Source organism: Mumia sp. zg.B21 (assembly GCF_019550855.1).
GTDB lineage: Bacteria > Actinomycetota > Actinomycetes > Propionibacteriales > Nocardioidaceae > Mumia.
The window spans coordinates 1,462,439-1,479,450 of sequence record NZ_JAHWCJ010000001.1 but is presented as its reverse complement, the minus strand read 5'-3'; the positions used below and the strand labels follow the sequence as shown (position 1 = coordinate 1,479,450).

Annotated in this window: 15 protein-coding genes; 12 read left to right on the top strand and 3 right to left on the bottom strand. The window is 71.9% G+C overall.

What is annotated here, in order from left to right:
• Positions 1-18: 18 nt before the first annotated feature.
• Both KV100_RS07210 and KV100_RS07205 read left to right on the top strand, forming a co-directional pair.
• Positions 19-1,623 (top strand): FAD-binding oxidoreductase, encoded by a 1,605-nt coding sequence (locus KV100_RS07210; protein ID WP_220342167.1) that lies wholly within the window; start codon positions 19-21, stop codon positions 1,621-1,623.
• Positions 1,620-2,504, top strand: a complete 885-nt coding sequence (locus KV100_RS07205) for a diacylglycerol kinase family protein (protein ID WP_220342166.1) — start codon at positions 1,620-1,622, stop codon at positions 2,502-2,504. The genes KV100_RS07210 and KV100_RS07205 overlap by 4 nt, the downstream gene beginning before the upstream one ends.
• A gap of 33 nt (positions 2,505-2,537) precedes the next feature.
• Here the strand turns inward: KV100_RS07205 and KV100_RS07200 are convergent, their stop codons facing one another.
• Complete coding sequence (locus KV100_RS07200; RefSeq protein WP_220342165.1) at positions 2,538-4,136, bottom strand: alkaline phosphatase; 1,599 nt, start codon at positions 4,134-4,136, stop codon at positions 2,538-2,540.
• Between the two features lie 106 nt (positions 4,137-4,242).
• Between KV100_RS07200 and KV100_RS07195 the strand changes: the two genes are divergently transcribed.
• Positions 4,243-4,797 (top strand): hemerythrin domain-containing protein, encoded by a 555-nt coding sequence (locus KV100_RS07195; RefSeq protein ID WP_220342164.1) that lies wholly within the window; start codon positions 4,243-4,245, stop codon positions 4,795-4,797.
• A gap of 9 nt (positions 4,798-4,806) precedes the next feature.
• Here the strand turns inward: KV100_RS07195 and KV100_RS07190 are convergent, their stop codons facing one another.
• Positions 4,807-5,679 (bottom strand): 1,4-dihydroxy-2-naphthoate polyprenyltransferase, encoded by an 873-nt coding sequence (locus KV100_RS07190; RefSeq protein WP_220342163.1) that lies wholly within the window; start codon positions 5,677-5,679, stop codon positions 4,807-4,809.
• A gap of 61 nt (positions 5,680-5,740) precedes the next feature.
• Between KV100_RS07190 and KV100_RS07185 the strand changes: the two genes are divergently transcribed.
• From KV100_RS07185 to KV100_RS07160, 6 genes are all read left to right on the top strand, one after another.
• Complete coding sequence (locus KV100_RS07185) at positions 5,741-6,796, top strand: AMP-binding protein (RefSeq protein WP_308291374.1); 1,056 nt, start codon at positions 5,741-5,743, stop codon at positions 6,794-6,796.
• Between the two features lie 128 nt (positions 6,797-6,924).
• A complete protein-coding gene (locus KV100_RS20090; protein WP_220342162.1) occupies positions 6,925-7,899 on the top strand; it encodes an AraC family transcriptional regulator in 975 nt (324 codons plus the stop codon).
• A 124-nt stretch (positions 7,900-8,023) separates the two neighbouring features.
• Positions 8,024-8,695, top strand: a complete 672-nt coding sequence (locus tag KV100_RS07175; RefSeq protein ID WP_220342161.1) for a GAF and ANTAR domain-containing protein — start codon at positions 8,024-8,026, stop codon at positions 8,693-8,695.
• A 281-nt stretch (positions 8,696-8,976) separates the two neighbouring features.
• Entirely contained in the window at positions 8,977-9,765 is a 789-nt protein-coding gene (locus KV100_RS07170; protein ID WP_220342160.1) for a MerR family transcriptional regulator, read from the top strand.
• Positions 9,755-10,699, top strand: coding sequence for an ABC transporter ATP-binding protein (locus KV100_RS07165; RefSeq protein WP_308290222.1), 945 nt, complete (start codon positions 9,755-9,757; stop codon positions 10,697-10,699). Before KV100_RS07170 ends, KV100_RS07165 begins: the two co-directional genes overlap by 11 nt.
• Complete coding sequence (locus tag KV100_RS07160; RefSeq protein WP_220342159.1) at positions 10,696-12,342, top strand: ABC transporter permease subunit; 1,647 nt, start codon at positions 10,696-10,698, stop codon at positions 12,340-12,342. Before KV100_RS07165 ends, KV100_RS07160 begins: the two co-directional genes overlap by 4 nt.
• Before the next feature lie 306 nt (positions 12,343-12,648).
• Here the strand turns inward: KV100_RS07160 and KV100_RS07155 are convergent, their stop codons facing one another.
• On the bottom strand, positions 12,649-13,095 hold the full coding sequence (locus KV100_RS07155) for a pyridoxamine 5'-phosphate oxidase family protein (protein WP_220342158.1): 447 nt from the start codon (positions 13,093-13,095) through the stop codon (positions 12,649-12,651).
• 328 nt (positions 13,096-13,423) lie between these two features.
• Here KV100_RS07155 and KV100_RS07150 point away from each other — a divergent pair, with 328 nt between their 5' ends.
• From KV100_RS07150 to KV100_RS07140, 3 genes are read left to right on the top strand one after another with little or no spacing between them, the layout of a single operon-like run.
• The gene (locus tag KV100_RS07150; RefSeq protein WP_220342544.1) at positions 13,424-14,350 is read left to right on the top strand and encodes an o-succinylbenzoate synthase; all 927 of its coding nucleotides are present in this window, start codon (positions 13,424-13,426) and stop codon (positions 14,348-14,350) included.
• Positions 14,347-16,038: a 2-succinyl-5-enolpyruvyl-6-hydroxy-3-cyclohexene-1-carboxylic-acid synthase gene (gene menD, locus KV100_RS07145; RefSeq protein ID WP_220342157.1), complete on the top strand. Its 1,692-nt coding sequence runs from the start codon at positions 14,347-14,349 to the stop codon at positions 16,036-16,038. The genes KV100_RS07150 and menD overlap by 4 nt, the downstream gene beginning before the upstream one ends.
• 53 nt (positions 16,039-16,091) lie before the next feature.
• Complete coding sequence (locus tag KV100_RS07140) at positions 16,092-17,012, top strand: diiron oxygenase (protein WP_220342156.1); 921 nt, start codon at positions 16,092-16,094, stop codon at positions 17,010-17,012.

Sequence of the window (17,012 nt, the reverse complement as noted above, 5' to 3'; positions counted from 1 at the left end):
TGTCGAGATCGGAGAACCATGTCGGAGCTGGCACTGCCTGTCGTGGAGTTCGCGCCGGACCGGTGGGGCAATCCGGCCCACGCGACGGGGCTCTCCCCGGCCACCAAGGAGGCGCTCGACGCGCTCGGGGTGCGCCCCCGCAGCGTCGCGGTGGCCCCGGAGGACGTGGTGCTGCCAGGCCCGGCGGTGCCGGCCTCCGCCCGTACGGCGCTGGAGGCAGCAGTCGGGGCCGCGTACGTCAGCGACGAGGAGATGGACCGGCTGCGCCACACCCGCGGCTGGTCGACGCCCGACATCCTGCGCATGCGGGCCGGCGACGTCGCCGATGCGCCCGACCTGGTCGTGCGGCCGGGGTCGCACGACGAGGTGGTCCGCGTCCTGCAGGCCTGCTCCGAGGCAGGCGTCGCCGTCGTCCCCTACTCGGGCGGGACGTCCGTGGTGGGCGGTCTGGCCCCGGAGCGGGAAGGCTTCGCCGGGGTGGTGGCCCTGGACCTGGCCCGCCTGGACGCCCCGGTGGCGCTCGACCCCGTGTCGCGGACGGCGACGCTCCAGGCGGGGATGCGCGGCCCCCGTGCCGAGGAGCTGCTCCAGGCGGAGGGCTTCACCCTGGGGCACTTCCCGCAGTCGTACGAGGGCGCCTCGCTCGGCGGATACGCGGCCGCACGGTCGGCGGGCCAGTCCTCGGCGGGCTACGGGCGCTTCGACGAGATGGTCGTCGGGTTGGTCCTCGCCACCCCGCGAGGGACGCTGGAGCTCGGCACCGCGCCGAAGTCCGCATCCGGACCCGACCTTCGTCAGCTCGTCCTCGGCTCGGAGGGTGTCCTGGGCGTGATCACGTCGCTCACCGTCCGGGTCCGGCCCGTGCCGCGCGAGCGCGTGTTCGAGGGATGGCGGTTCCCGTCGTTCGAGGCCGGTCTGGAGGCGGTGCGCCGCCTGGCCCAGGACGGGCCGTTGCCCACCGTGCTCCGGCTCTCGGACGAGGCCGAGACCGCGATCAACCTCGCCGACCCGTCGGGCGGCCCCGCGCCAGGCGAGGGCGGATGCCTGGCGATCACCGGCTACGAGGGCGATCCGGAGGACGTCGCCGTCCGCCGCGGGCGTGCCACGGCAGTGCTTCAGGCGTGCGGTGGCGAGCCGCTCGGTCTGGAATCCGGCGAGGCGTGGCGGCGCGGCCGCTTCCATGGGCCCTACCAACGTGACCCCCTCCTGGACGCGGGCGCCTTCGTGGAGACCCTGGAGACGGTCACCTTCTGGTCGAACGTCCCACGTCTCAAAGCCGCGGTCACCGAGGCGGTGCAGGGGGCGCTCGGCGAGCAGGGCACCCCGGCGATCGTCCTCTGCCACGTCTCGCACGTGTACGAGACCGGGGCGTCCCTCTACTTCACGATCGCCTGCGCCCAGGCGGACGACCCGCTCGCCCAGTGGGCCCCGGCGAAGGCGGCGGCGAACGCCGCCATCCGCGCCGCAGGGGCAGCGATCAGCCACCACCACGGGGTCGGGACCGACCATCGTGCCCCGTACGCCGAGGAGATCGGGCCGCTCGGTGTGGAGGTCCTCCGTGCCGTCAAGGCGACGCTCGATCCGGCGGGGATCCTCAACCCCGGCGTCCTGGTGGCGCGATGAGCACCCGGCAGATCACCGCGCTGGTCAACCCGATCTCGGGACGGGGCGATTCCCAGCGGGTCTGGGACCCGCTCGCGGAGCGCCTTCGAGCGGCCGGGGTCGACGTCGCGACCGTCGTCACGACCAGCGTGCACCACGTCGGTGAGGCGGCGTTCGAGGCGGCCTGCGCGGGCCGCGTCGTGGTCGCCGTCGGCGGAGACGGGATGGTGCGCGACGTGGGCGGTGGTGTCGTCCGGGGTGACGGAGTCATGGCGGTGGTCCCCGGTGGTCGCGGCAACGACTTCGCCCGAGGGTTCGGGATCACCGAGGACCCGGCGACGCTCCTCGAGATGCTCCTGCATGGGCCCGTGCGCCCGATCGACGTGCTCGACGCCGACGGCGTCGTGGTCCTGGGCAACGTCTACGTCGGGGTCGACTCGCGAGCGACCCGGCTGATCAACCGCATGCGCCGCTTCCCCGCGGTCGTCGCCTACCGGGCGAGCGGACCGCTGGCCATGCTCACGTGGCGGGCACCGACGTTCACGCTGACCACCGACGGCGGGACCCGCACCGTACGCGCGCACAGCGTGATCGCGGCGAACTCCGGCCGGTACGGCCGCGGGCTGGACATCGTGCCGTCGGCACGGGTCGACGACGGGCTCATCGACCTGCTGGTCGCGAGCACCGACGGCCTCGGACGCCGCCACATGGCCGCCTACATGGTCGAGGCAGGCACCGGTGCGCACGTGCGCCGCGATGCCGTCGACGTGGTGCGGACGCGTTCTGTCACGATCGCCGCCGACGGACCGGTCCCCGTCGGCATCGACGGTGACGAGATCGGCGCGTTGCCGATCACCGTCCGCGTGCGTGCCGGCGCGTTGCGGATGGTGGTGCCGGTCTGAGCACACGCGTCGACGAACCTCACTCGGCTGCGGCTAGCGGCGGTGGGGCACCAGCGTCTTCGAGAACAGGGCGCCACCGTCGACGTCGCGGAGCGTGACCGTCAGGGCAGCCGTGTCGCCGTCGACCTCGACCTCCCCGAAGAACTGGAACCCCTCGGCGGGTGACGTATTCGCCCGTGGTGGTGCCGCCACGAACTCCGCACGTGGCCCGAAGGTCGCGTCGAGCGCGTTCGGGCCGAACGCCCCGGCGTTCAGCGGACCCGAGACGAACTCCCAGAACGGGTCGAAGTCCTGGTACGCCGCCCGGTCGGGCGAGTAGTGGTGCGCGGCGGTGTAGTGGACGTCGGCCGTCAGCCACACGTGGTTGCGGATGCCGGCACGCTTCAGTGCGGTGAGCACGGGAGCGATGTCGAGCTCGCGCCCCAGCGGTGCTCCCGGGTCGCCCTGGGCGATGCCTTCCTGCTCCGTCCCGTCCGGCACGACCAGGCCGACCGGGAGGTCGGCGGCGATCACCTTCCAGGTGGCACGCGACCTCTCGAGCTCACTGATCAGCCAGCGTGTCTGCTTCGCGCCGAGCACGCCTCCGTCGCGGAGGGTCTCCTTGTCGGCGGTGTTGGGGTCCTTGTGCGTACGCATGTCGAGCACGAACAGGTCGATCAGGGGGCCGAGGTGCAGGACGCGGTACACCCGTCCGTCGGGGTCGGGCGAGATCGGTGCTACCGGGATGTACTCGTGAAAGGCCCGCCGCCCCCGCGCGGAGAGCGCGTCGACGCGCTTCTCGGTGTAGCGGGCGTCGGTCAGGAGCTCGCCGGGATACCAGTTGTTGGTCACCTCATGGTCGTCCCACTGCGTCACCTGCGGTGTCTCGGCGAGGAACCGGCGCCAGTTGTCGGCGAGCAGGTTGTAGCGGAACTGTCCTCTGAACTCGGCCAGGGTCTCGGCGACCTTCGTCTTCTCCTCCGTCACGACGTTGCGCCAGAGCGTGCCGTCGGGCAGCGTGACCGTCTCGCTGAGCGGGCCGTCGGCGTAGACGTTGTCGCCGCTGCAGAGGAAGAAGTCGGGGCGCCGTCGCGCCATCGCGTCGACGATGCGGAAGCCGCCGTACGCAGGGTTGACCCCCCATCCCTGCCCGGCGATGTCGCCGGACCACAGGAACCGGACATCCTCGCGTCGGCGCGACGCGGTCCGCAGGTGCCCGGTCTCCGGTGCGCTGGAGCGACGGGGATCGCGGAGGTCGACCGCGCGTACGCGGTAGAAGAGATCGGCGCCGGACGGGAGCCCGCGCACGGTGAAGCGGCCCGTGAAGTCGGTGTCGGGGGTGACGACCGGGCCCTGGACGGTCACGGACCTTCGGAACGAGCGGTCTCGGGCGATCTCCGCGACGAGACGGGACGGTCGGTCGGCCCGGGACCAGAGCGTCGCCTGACGGGTCAGGACGTCACCGGCTTGGACGCCGTGGGTGAGGGCTGGGCGGTCGCCACGGACCAGGGCGGCAGCGGAGCCGGAGGTCGCGCGAGCGGTGGTGGCGGAGGCGGGTACGGAGCCGAGGACGGCGGCTCCGGCTCCGACCACGGCCGCGCCCCGCAGGAGGGTGCGGCGGCCGAGCTGGGGTTCGGGCGGGGTCTGGGTCATGCAGACACGGTCGCGGGCCCCGGCGAACGCCAGGTGACTCCACGGTGAGATGCAGGGGGCGGGCTCGTGACCGGCGCGGGGGCGCCGGGCCGTCTACGTTGGCGCCATGCCAACCACAGCCATCGACCTCGGACGTCCCGTCTCCGGCGACGTCATCGACCTCATCCTCGACGACCACCGGCGCTTCGAGGATCTCCTGCGGCAGCTCCGCGACGCCAGCGCCGACCGTGACGCCGTCAGGAAGGCGTTCGCCGCCCTGCACGTCGCCCACGCGGAGGCGGAGGAGAAGAAGGTCTACCCGACGCTGCGGCGCCGCGACGCGATCGGCGCGCACGAGGAGGAGCACGGCGAGGAGGAGCACGCCGAGGGCAACCAGGCGCTGCTGGCCGTGCTCGAGCTCGTGGCCACGGACACGCAGGCCTTCGACGACGCGGTCGAGGAGCTCGCGCGGGTGGTCAACCACCACCTGACCGAGGAGGAGCTGACGATCCTCAACCCGGCGCGCGAGGCGGTCGCCGAGAAGGTGAGGCACGACCTCGGTGAGGCGTTCGCCCGTGAGCGCAACGCCCAGGTCGACGCCGACTGCGGCCGGATCGACAACGTCCGTGAGCTCGTCGCGCGTGCCGAGAAGGAAGGGCTCCTCGACGACGACGAGGAGTGACCGGAGGGATCAGCCTCCGATCGCCAACCCGACCGCCACGCCGACGGCGAGGACCAGCTCGGCGATCCCGGTGTCGCGCAGCGTGGGCACGAGGGCCAGGCCCCGCTCGCCGCGCGCCACCGGGGTCGCGGCCCGCAGCGCCCAGGGGAAAGCGAGGAGACCCAGGAGCGCCGAGGGCGTGTACGAGGCCAGCCACCACACGGTGACGAGGGCGATGACGAGCAGGACGACGTAGAAGATCCGCGTCCCCCGGTCGCCCAGCACGACGGCGAGGGTCCGCTTGCCGGTGGCGGTGTCCGTGGGGATGTCGCGCAGGTTGTTGGCGACCAGGATGGCGCACGCGAGCGCGCCCACACCGATCCCCGCGGCGAGGCTGGGCCAGGTGAACGCCCCCACCTGGACGTAGGTGGTGCCCATCACGGCGACGAGTCCGAAGAAGACGAAGACGCTCACCTCGCCGAGTGCGTGGTAGCCGTACGGCCGAGAGCCCCCGGTGTAGAACCACGCCGCCGCGATCGCGGCGACGCCGACGAGGACCAGCCACCACCCCGAGGTCGCCGCCAGCAGGAGTCCGAGGAGGCCGCCGACAGCGAAGCAGACGAGTGCGGCCCGCTTGACCGTCGCAGCGTCGGCCGCACGCGAGCCGACCAGGCGCAACGGGCCGACCCGGTCGTCGTCGGTGCCCTTGACGCCGTCGGAGTAGTCGTTGGCGTAGTTGACGCCGACCTGGAGGGCGAGCGACAGCAGCAGGCAGACGGCGGCCTTCCACCAGACGGCCTCGCCGGCGTACAGTGCGGCTCCGGTGCCGGCGACGACAGGGGCCACCGCCGCCGGGAGTGTGCGGGGCCGGGCGCCTTCGATCCACTGCGATGCTGTTGCCACGACCGCCCATCCTCCCACCCGGGCCGCGTCGTCGCGTCGAGGGGTTGGTTAGCGTGGGTGCGTGACGGAACGATCCCTTCGTCCGGTGACCGGCTCCGCGCGGGAGGTCCAGGCGGCGCTGGAGGCCTGGCTGACCCCGCGGGCCGAGCCCGCACCGCTCACCATCCGCACCTCGGGCTCCACCGGCCGACCCAAGGACGTGCTGCTCTCCCGTCGCGCGGTGACAGCGTCGGTGCGCGCCACCCACGCTCGTCTGGGCGGGCCCGGGCAGTGGCTGCTCGACCTGCCTCCGCAGTACGTCGCCGGCGTCCAGGTCCTCGCCCGGTCGGTGCTCGGGGGCACGCCGCCGGTGGTGGCGTCCGAGCACTCCGGCCTGGAGGCGGCGATCGGGGCGATGACCGGCGAGCGCCGCTACGCCTCGCTCGTCCCCACCCAGCTCCACCGGCTCGCGGAGGCAGGGCGGCTCGATCTCCTCGCCAGGCTGGACGCGGTCCTGGTCGGCGGGGCCGCGCTCGATCCGAGCCTGCGGGCGCGGGCCGCGGAGGCCGGGGTGCGGGTCGTCCGGACGTACGGGATGAGCGAGACCGCCGGTGGGTGCGTCTACGACGGCGTGCCGCTCGACGGGGTCGCCGTGCGCATCGACGTCGATCGACGGATCTGGATCGGCGGCGGCGTCCTCTTCGACGGGTACGACGGCGACCCCCGGGCCACGGCCGAGGCGCTGCAGGGCGGCTGGCTCCGGACTCATGACCTGGGCCGGCTCGACGACGACGGGCGGCTGACCGTCCTCGGCCGGGTGGACGACGTGGTGATCTCGGGTGGGGTCAACGTCGCCCTCCCTCGTGTCGCCGAGGCCGTGCGTGGCCTCGAGGGGGTCGCGGAAGCCGAGGCCGTCGGCGTCGCGGACGACGAGTGGGGACAGGTCGTGGTGGCGGTCGTGGCGCCAGCGGCCGGCTCCGTCGCACCCGCCCTCGAGGCGCTCCGCGACGGGGTGGAGGCCGCCGGGCTGCCTCGTTCCTGGGCCCCGCGTCGCGTCGTCGTCGTCCCGGAGATTCCCGTCCTCGAGCACGGGAAGGTCGACCGGTTGGCCGTCCGCCGACTGGCCGAGAAGCGCTGATCTGCCGAGGGCCTTCACAGATCGGTGGTTTCGCCCCCTAGACTGGCGGCGTAGCTGAGGTTCAAAAGCGTGCCCAGCGCGTGATCTGCCGTGGCGAGGTCTGTCGCGGCGAAGCTGGGAGGTTTGATGTGCCCGACCTTGGCGACCCCGTACGACGGTCCCACCTCCGCACGATCGATGCCGAGCTCGGCCGTGAGGTTCTCGACCACGCCTACGGCAGCAACCTGCGGCTGACAGGCGATCTTCGACACGTCGGCTTCTCGCGCGCCGACACCCGCGACTTCGCGCTGGACCACGTCGACCTCGGTGCCGACATCAGCTATGACTGCGACCCGCTCGGCTACCTCACGATCCTGGAGGGGCGGCGAGGCTGGGCGGAGTATGTCCGCGGCGGCACGACCGACCAGGCCGGCCCTGGGGACCTGGTCATGGTCGCAGGACCCGGCGACGCCTGCACCGGTCGCTCGAGCGATCTCGCCGTGCGCGGCATCAGCCTGCGCTGGGACCTGATGACCAGCGCCACGCGTGACCTTCGTGGAGACCGACCGACGGCGCCGATGCGCTTCACCCGCTACCGACCCGCTGACCGCGCCGCGGTGCTTCACTGGCGCAACCTCGTCGACTACGTCGAGGATCTCCTGGCCGACGGCCAGGAGATCGTCTCGGCGCGATCGCTCGATGCCGTCGGCCGTCTGCTCTCCCGTACGGCGCTGATCATGTTCGGGAGCGACTCGATCGCCGAGGAGACGATGCGCGACGAGGCCCAGGACCGCCGTGACGCGTCAGAGCACGCGGTGAACCGTGCCATCGCCTTCATGGAGGAGCACGCCGACACCGAGCTGAGCGTGGCCGACATCGCCGACGCCGCTCGCGTCACGCCGAGGTCGCTCCAGATCGCCTTCCGGCGCCACCTCGGGACGACGCCGATGGCCTACGCGCGCCGGGTGCGGCTCGACCACGCGCGCCGCGACCTCCTCGCGGGGCGCGACGGTGACACGGTGACGGCGGTGGCGTCGCGCTGGGGCTTCCACAACCACGGCCGGTTCGCCGCGGAGTACCGCGAGCTGTACGGCGAGAACCCGGGAGACACCCGTGCTCGATGAGACCCGGCTCACCCCCGACGCGCATAGTGGCCGGGCCGCCTTCGTTCCGCGGCTGTCGGGAGGGGACCCCCAGCGCACACACTCAGATGTGATCATCAATCGGCCCGCAGGCGCGCTTCATGATATGGCGACAGCGGCCCGCGACATCTCGGCGGCAGAGACGGTCGACGCAGCAGCCGCTCAGTCCGTGCAGTTCGTCGCCTCCTACATCGACGGATGCGTGGCAGCCGGCATCACGATCGCCTATCTCCACACCTTCGACACCCTCGCCGCCAGCGACTCCCTTGCGCGTCGCGGTGACGAGCTCCAGGCCGAGCTCGGGCAGGGCCCTTCGCTCGATGCGGTCGTGGACGTCCCCACGATCTATTCGCCCGACCTCGCCACGGATCCGCGCTGGCCGCTCTGGGGGCCACGTGCGGTCGAGGAGCTCGGGATCCGCAGCATGGTGAGCTATCGGTTGTTCACCAGCGCCGAGACGATCGGTTCGCTGACGCTGTACGGCAAGACGCTGGACCCGTTCGACGTGGAGGCGCGCGAGCTCGGCTATGTCGCCGCGACCCAGATCGCCGTCGTGCTCGCCACCACGCGCAAGGAGCAGAACTTCCGGTCCGCCCTGGCGGGCCGGGTGGCGATCGGGCAGGCCCAGGGCATCCTCATGGAGCGTTTCGGGCTCGAGGGCTATCAGGCGTTCAACGTCCTGCGACGGTCCGCGATGAGCCGTGACGTCCCGCTCCGGGAGGTCGCGGAGGAGCTGATCGAGACGCGTCAGATGCCCCGGGTCGCCGACGAGGACTGACCGGTCCTCGGTGCGGTTCGCTCGTCTCCGCGATCTGGCTTCATGGCGCGTCCGCCAACTCAACCGCGCGCGGGGTGAACGGCGAGCGGATCACCGACAACACACTCATCTGCGTCGCGATCGACCTTCTCCTCCAGCGCCGCGCCGACCTGTGCGGCAGCACACTGACAGACGCCCGCAATCTCTCGTTCCGATCCGTAGGGCCGCACGGGCCCGGCAGTCTTGTGCGAGGGCTCGCCGGGACTTGCTGTGACGTAGCGTCACAGCGGCATGCTGGTGGCATGCGGGTGAGAGACGCGGCAGACCTGGCCGGAGTGAGCGTGCGGACGGTGCGCCACTACCACGCCTGTGGGCTGGTCCCGGTGCCGCCCACGGTGGGTGGGGTGCGTGACTATGGCTTGGAGCATGTAGCGCGGTTGATTCGGGTTCGGTGGCTGGTCGAGTCGGGTCTGAGCCTGGCTCGGATCGCCGATCTTCTGGCTCCCGAGCCCAGCCATCCCGGGGCCGGGGTGGGTGACCTGCGTGAGGCATTGGCGACGTTGGATGCGCGGCTGGTGGAACTGGCCGATCGGCGTGAGCGGCTGGCGCGGCTGCTCGAATCGGTGTTGGCGGGTGGCGCGCTGACACCGCTGCCGAATGTGGTCGCGGACTTCTACGACGACCTCGAGGCACGCGCGCCCGACGCGGGCACCCGACGTGCGATCAACGCAGAGCGGGACTTCTTGGAGTTGGCCTACTTCCGCGGCGAGGTGCCGTCGGAGGCGGAGGCACTGTTCGCGGGTACGCCGGAGCTGATGCAGGAGGCGATGGCGGCCTTCGCGGAGTCGCTGACTGCAGCGGAGCTCAGCGATGAGGAGGTCGACGCGTTCGCCGCGGCCAACGTCGCGCGGATGAAGCGGCGGGTGGGCGGCCGGACTCCCGAGATCGTGGCGTCGATCGATCTCGACGTCGTGGCTCGCCTCTATGCGCTGTTCGAGGTGACGAGCGACGAGCGCGGTCGGCGGATCGGGGCGGCCATGCAGCGCCACCTGACCCGTGAGATCGAGAGCGGGTGGACCAGTGCGGAGTGAGGTCGTGAGCAGTCAAGAGGCCGTCGTCGTCGAGGGGCTGGTCAAGACGTTCGGCGACTTCCGTGCCCTGGATGGGCTGGACCTTTCGGTGACCGCTGGCGAGGTCCATGGGTTCCTGGGCCCGAACGGCGCCGGGAAGAGCACCGCGATCCGGATCCTGCTCGGCTTGTACCGGGGGACCTCGGGGCGGGTCCGCGTGCTGGGGCTGGACCCGGGGGTGGACCCTGGCGCGGTGTGCCGGCGGACGTCGTATGTGCCCGGTGAGGTGTCGTTGTGGCCCAACCTGACCGGTCAGGAGGTGCTCGACGCGCTCGCCGGGCTCCGCGGCGCCTACGACGGAGCCGCCGAACGTCGGCTGGTGGAGGCGTTCTCGCTCGATCCCACGCGCCGGGTGCGGACCTACTCCAAGGGCAATCGCCAGAAGGTGATGTTGGTTGCGGCCTTCGCCGCCCGGACGGACTTGCTTGTGCTCGATGAGCCGACCTCTGGGCTGGACCCGCTGATGGAGGAGGTGTTCGCCGCGTGTGTGCGGGAGGCCGCCGACGCGGGCCGGACCGTACTGCTGTCCAGCCACATCCTCAGCGAGGTGGAGCACCTGTGCGAGCGGGTCACGATCATCAAGGACGGGCGGCTCGTGGAGACCGGGCGGGTCGAGGAGTTGCGCCACCTCGCCTCCTCGACCATCGGTGCCGTCGTCCCCCTTGGCCTGCGGCACCGGCTCCCAGGCGAGCTGGCGAGCCGCCTGGATGGAACCGGCGCGACCACCGACGTCGAGGTTTCCTGGACCGGTGATCGGGTCTCGATGCGGGTCGAGGTGAGCGAGGTCAACGAGGTGCTGCTTGCTCTCGTGACGCTTGGGGCGACCTCGATCACGTGCGAGCCGGCCACGCTGGAAGAGTTGTTCCTGCGCCACTACGCGACGGCCGCCCGGTGACGGGCACGCTCGCCCAGGACCCGGGGGTACGAGCGCCATCGCGTACGACACGCGGGACACTCCGGGTGGCGTGCCTGCTGTGGCGCCGTCACCGCACCTGGACGGTGGCCTGGCTGTTGGTCACTGGCGGCCTCGCCGCGGCCGCCCTGCCCGGCTACGCCTCCACCTACGCCGATGCGGACGCCGCCCGGGAGGCCCTGGCCCAGGTGCGCCATGACCCAGCCACGCTGTTTCTCTATGGCCAGCTCGGCCAGGCCGGAACCCCGGCCCAGGTGTTCGCCTGGGAGCTGGGCATGTTCCTGACGATGATCGCCGCGGTCATGGCGATCCTGCTTGCCGTCCGGCTCACCCGAGCCCTCGACGAGGACGGCTCCCTCGAACTGCTGCTGTCCACCGGCCACCAGCGCCGCGACGTTGCCCGCGCCGCGATGGTCGTGCTCGTCGGGGTCGGCGTCGGGCTCGGGGTGGCATGTTTCGCGGCGACCGCGGCATACGCCGGCCGTGTCGACGGGGTGGACGTGGTCGGTGCAGCAGTTCTCGGCCTGGTGGTCGCGCTCACCTTCCTCCTGGTCGGGCTCCTCACAGGGGTGCTGGCACTACTGCTGCCGACCACGTGGAGCGCCCGGGCCGCGGGTGGGCTGGCGGTGGCGGTGGCGGTGGGGGTGCGTGCGGTCGCCGACGTCGAGCACGCGCCCGCGCTGCAGTGGGTGGCGCCGATGTCCCTGCGTGCGCTGGCGCAACCCTTCGACGGCGACCGGGTGTTGGCGCTCCTGCCGGCAGCCGCGGAGGCTGCCGTGCTCGGCTGGCTGCTCCTGCGCTTGGCCACCTCGACCGAGGTCGGTGCCAGCCTCGTCCGGCTCCCGCAGCGCACGGGCGCCCGGCTACCGATCACCGACGTCACAGGACTGGTGCGGCGCCTCGACCGCCGTCGGCTCATCTGGTCGGGGCTGCTGATCACGGCCGCCGCCGCGATGTTCACCGGCCTCGGCAGCGGAGCGATCGCCAACATGCGCAGCGGTCGCATCGACGGCGGGTTCCTGGGCGCCCAGCTCTCCGGGCGCGATCCCGCCGCCGCCTATTTCGCGTTCGACGGCACGGTCACTGCCCTGGTGGTGGCCGCGGTCTGCGTCACCGTGGTCGTGCAGGCGGCCGCCGACGAGCGCGCCGGGCTGGCCGAGCACGTGCGGGCTACCGGAGCGGCCCACTCAGCCCTGCTGCGGGCCTACGTCGTCGTGGCCTCCGTCGCCTCCCTGGTCACTCTCGCGCTGAGTGGAACGGTCTCCGCGATGGTCGGTCACGGGCTCATCGGCGGTCCACATGTGGCCCGCGACGCCTTCAGCCAGTCGATCGAGCAGTGGCCCGCCGTAGCGCTCGTCATCGGTCTCACCGCTCTCGTCGTCGCCGCAGCACCGCGAGCCGCCTGGTCCGCCTGGCTTCCACTCCTCGCCGGCGGCGGACTCACCTTGCTCGGCAAGCAGCTCCAGGTTCCTCCACGCGTCATCGACCTCAGCATGTTCGGCCACACCTCGGCGGGTGTCGCCTCCAGCACCAGCCCCACGGCCCAACTCATGCTGCTCGCCCTGGCCACTGTCGCGCTCACCGGAGCCCTGATCCTCATGCGGCGGCGGGACCTCGCCGCCTGACTGACTGCTCATCCCAGCCCGGTGCTCCGCGCGGCGCATAGGCGAAGGGGCGCGTTCCCTGCTCGCCATACCCCGAGCTTCCTGCCGATGCACCGTTCCCTTCCTCCTCCGCGCGTGCCCTCAGACACCCTGGTGACGCGAGGCCAGCAACCGCGTGCAGCCGTCCGGCGCTTCGGTGAGTCCTCGTTGGAGATGATCATGGCCGAGCGGGCCGACGTCTAACAGGCTGTGACCCTATTGCGCGGACGGCGTCGGGACACATCTACCAAGCGGCGTCAACGCTCACCTGGGCTAAAACCTTGTGGCTTACCGCCGCCGAATCGAAAGGCCACGGCCTGGGTGCCAGGACTGAATCTCCAACCCGCCGTTGGCGAGATGGGTGAAGACGACCTCGCTGATATCGAGGCGGAATCGGTGCCCCGAACCGCCCGACTCCAGGTCGTTCACCTCCACGGCGGTTCCGGCGAGCTTGGCCTCTCCTGTCCACCGTGAGTGATCCTCCTCGGGCGGGTCCACCGAGGGCGAGTGGAGGGCGAACCGCCCGTCTCGCCGGAGGTCGAGAGCCTTGACCGCGTTCGGCATGCTGCCCAGCCAGACGTTGCCGTCGCTGAACTCGACCTCGGTGCCGCTGATCCGTGGCGAGCCGTCCTTGCGGAGTGTGGCCAGGGTGCAGTGTTTGCGGATGTCGAAGCACCGCCGGACCGCCTCGACAAGCTCCGGCGCCTCGGCGGCGAAGCTCTCCCATGTCGTCATGGTCGTGAATCACGCTCCCCTCTGCTGAGCACGAGAGTAAATGAATGAATCACGCGGGGAACGGCCGTCCCCGGACCCAGAATCGAAACAAGCCGGCCCAAGAGGACCTCCTGACCGTGACCGACGAGGCCCGCGGCGCGGTCGACCAGACCGAGCATGCAAGTCGCGTCGCAGCAAGGGTGTCTCGCAGGCGATCCCGTCGTCGTAGAGGTTGGCTACCAGTAGTACGGCCGGTCGCCGACGAGGACTGACCGGTCCCCGGTGGGTCACCCGATACCGTGGCGACGTGAGTGACCCCGACCTGGCCTGGATCCCGTACTCGACGCCGATGCGCACCCGCTTCCGTGGGATCACCGTGCGGGAGGGCATGCTCGTCCGCGGGCCGGCGGGCTGGGCAGAGCTCAGCCCCTTCTGGGACTACGACGCCGTGGTCTCCCACGCCTGGTACACCGCCGCCCTGGCGAGTGCGACCCGGCCCTGGCCCGCGGCGGTGCGCGACGTCGTCCCCGTCAACTGCACGGTCCCCGCACTGAGTCCCGAGGCGGCGCAGGTGTTGGTCCGCGCGGGACACGGCTGCCGTACGGCGAAGGTCAAGGTGGCCGAGCCCGGTCAGACGCTGGCCGACGACGAGGCGCGGGTGGCCGCGGTCCGCGACGCGCTCGGCCCCGGCGGCGCGGTGCGCGTCGACGCCAACGGTGCGTGGTCCCTCGACGACGCGGTCGAGGCCCTGGCGGTGCTCGACCGGGCCGCCGGCGGGCTGGAGTACGCCGAGCAGCCCTGCCGCACGGTCGAGGAGCTGGCGGCCCTCCGCCGGCGCACGCACGTGCCGATCGCCGCCGACGAGTCGATCCGTCGTGCCGACGACCCCTATCGCGTGGCCCAGCTCGAGGCGGCCGACATCGCCGTCCTCAAGGTGCAGCCTCTGGGCGGTGTCGAGGCCTGCCTGCAGATCGCCGAGCGGATCGGCCTGCCCGTCGTCGTCTCCAGCGCGCTCGAGACCTCGATCGGCATCGCGGCCGGGGTGGCGCTCGCCGCGGCGCTCCCCGAGCTGCCGTACGCCTGCGGTCTGGGCACGGTGACCCTGCTCGAGCACGACGTGGTCGCCGACCCGCTCGTCCCGCGCGGCGGTGTCCTTCCCGTGGTCCGCCCGGAGCCGTCGGCGGAGTTCCTGGCGGTGGAGCCCGATCCCGACCTCGCGGTCCGGTGGGCCCAACGCCTGGAGCAGATCCGTATCCTCCCGGAGGGCGTCCGATGAATCCGTCCACCGCGCTGGGGCGCGTCCTCGTCGACGAGCTCGCCCGGTCCGGGGTCCGTGACGTCGTCCTCTCGCCGGGCTCCCGATCGGCGGCCCTGGCCCTCGCTCTGCACGCCGCCGACGCTCGCGGCGAGCTGCGGCTGCACGTACGGATCGACGAGCGGAGCGCGGGCTTCCTCGCGCTCGGCCTCGCCAAGGGGTCGCACCGCCCCGTCGTCGTGGTGACGACGTCCGGCACCGCGGCCGCCAACCTGCACCCTGCCGTCCTGGAGGCGGCGCACGCCCGCGTGCCGCTGATCGCGATGACGGCCGACCGCCCCGCGGAGCTGCGGGGTACGGAGGCGAACCAGACCACCGACCAGGTGAAGCTCTTCGGTGACGCGGTGCGGGCGTACGTCGAGGTCGCCGCGCCGGACGTCGTGCCGGACAGCGCCGCGCCGTGGCGGGCGGCGGTGTCGCGGGTCGTCGCTGCGGCGGTCGGGCGTACGGGGGAGGGGCCGATGGCACGGCCCGCCGGCGGCCCGGTGCACGTGAACGTCGCGTTCCGCGAGCCGCTGCTCCCGGACCCCGACGACGTCGCCACGAGTCTGCCGCAGGCCCTCGCCGGGCGACCGGGCGGAGCTCCGTGGCGTGCGCCGATGATGGAGTCGCCGCCGCTGCCGGGCGTGCTGCCGCTCGGCCCGCGCACGGTCGTGGTGGCGGGAGACGACGCCGGACCACCGGCGCGCCTCCTCGCGGAGGAGGCCGGCTGGCCGCTCTTCGCCGAGCCGTCCTCGGGAGCGCGGACGGGCACGCACCCCATCGCGACCTACCGCCTTCTCCTGGGCCTGCCCGAGCTGGCCGAGCGGATCGAGCGCGTCGTCGTGCTCGGCCGGCCGACGCTGTCGCGTCCGATCACCCGGCTGCTGTCGCGACCGGACGTGGAGGTGGTCGTCGTGGGGGCTTCGCCGTTCCCCGACCCCGGCAACCGGGTCGCTGCGGCGTACCCCGCCGTGCGGGTCGACGGGAGCGACGACCCCGGGTGGCTGGAGGAGTGGCGCCGCGCGGACGTGGCGACGCTGACGGCGGTCGAGAAGGTCGTGCTGGACGGCGGTGAGCTCAACCCGTGGCAGGTCGCGCGTACGGTCTCGGGGGCGGTCAAGCCGGGCGACCTGCTGGTCGTCGGTTCCTCCAACCCGATCCGCGACCTCGACCTCATGGCTCTCCCGTACCCGGTCGGGGAGCGTCGGATGGTGATGGCCAACCGGGGTCTCGCCGGCATCGATGGCGTCGTCTCGACCGCGATCGGTGCCGCACTCGGTCGTCGGTCGTCGCACGCGCTGGCCTACATGGGGGACCTCACGTTCCTCCACGACAGCAACGGCCTCGTGATCGGCCCCGACGAGCCGAGGCCCGACCTCACCATCGTGGTCGCCTCCGACGACGGCGGCAGCATCTTCTCGACGCTGGAGCAGGGCGGCGCGCCGTACGCCTCCGCGTTCGAGCGGGTCTTCGGGACGCCGACCCGCGTCGACATCGGGACGCTCTGCCAGGCGATGGGCGTGGATCACCGCCTCGTGACCACGTCCGACGAGCTCGAGGCGGCCCTCGACGGACCCGCCGGCATCCAGGTCGTGGAGGCCCGGGTCGGGCGCGCCGACCGCCGGGAGGCGGACCAACAGCTCCGCTCGGCAGCACGGTTGCATTAATACATCGCCGATGTAACATGAGGTCCGTCACGTCAACCGGACCTGGAGGCACCATGACCGTCGCCGCGACCGCCTTCCGCGAGACCGCCCGGCAGCGCACGAGCATCGGCGACGTCACGACGCGGCTGCTCGCCTCGTCGGCCGAGCTCTCGTACGACCCCGACACCGAGGTCGCGTGGGACCGGCCGATCCCCGACGACCACTACGGGCTCAACCCGGAGTGGAGCACGCTGTACGGCACGCGTCTGTGGGACGAGATGAGCGAGGAGCAGCGGGTGCTCCTCACGCGGCACGAGGTCGGCTCGATCATGCAGACGGGCATCTGGTTCGAGATGATGCTGCAGCAGCTGATCCTCCGTGACCAGTACGCGAAGAACCCCGCCGACAGCGAGTTCCGCTTCGCGCTCACCGAGATCGCCGACGAGTGCCGCCACTCGCTGATGTTCGCGCGGACCTGCGAGGTGCTCGGCATCCCGAAGTACCTCCCGCCCCGTCCCGCCGTCGAGCTCGCCCGCCTCCTGAAGACGACCGCGGGCGCCGAGCAGGCGTACGGGCCGATCCTCATCGCGGAGGAGATCCTCGACGTCATGCAGCGCGACTGGATGCGCGGCGAGAACGTCGTCCACATCGTGCGGACCACCTCCAAGATCCACGTCGTCGAGGAGGCACGGCACATGAAGTTCGCCCGTGCCGAGATCCTCGAGGGCCTGAGGACAGCCGGTCGCCTGCGCCGTGAGTGGGGTGCGCTGCTCTTCGCCGGTGCCGCCTTCGTGATCGTCAGGTCGATGGTCAGCCCCGAGGTCTACACCAACGTCGGCCTGGACAAGGAGCGAGCGCTCGCCGAGGTGAGCACCAACCAGCACCGCAAGGCGATGATGCGGCTGTCGTGCGTGCACCTCATGGACTTCCTCGCCGAGGCCCGGCTGCTCACCAAGCGGGCGATGCCGATCTACCAGTCCGTCAACATGATCTGA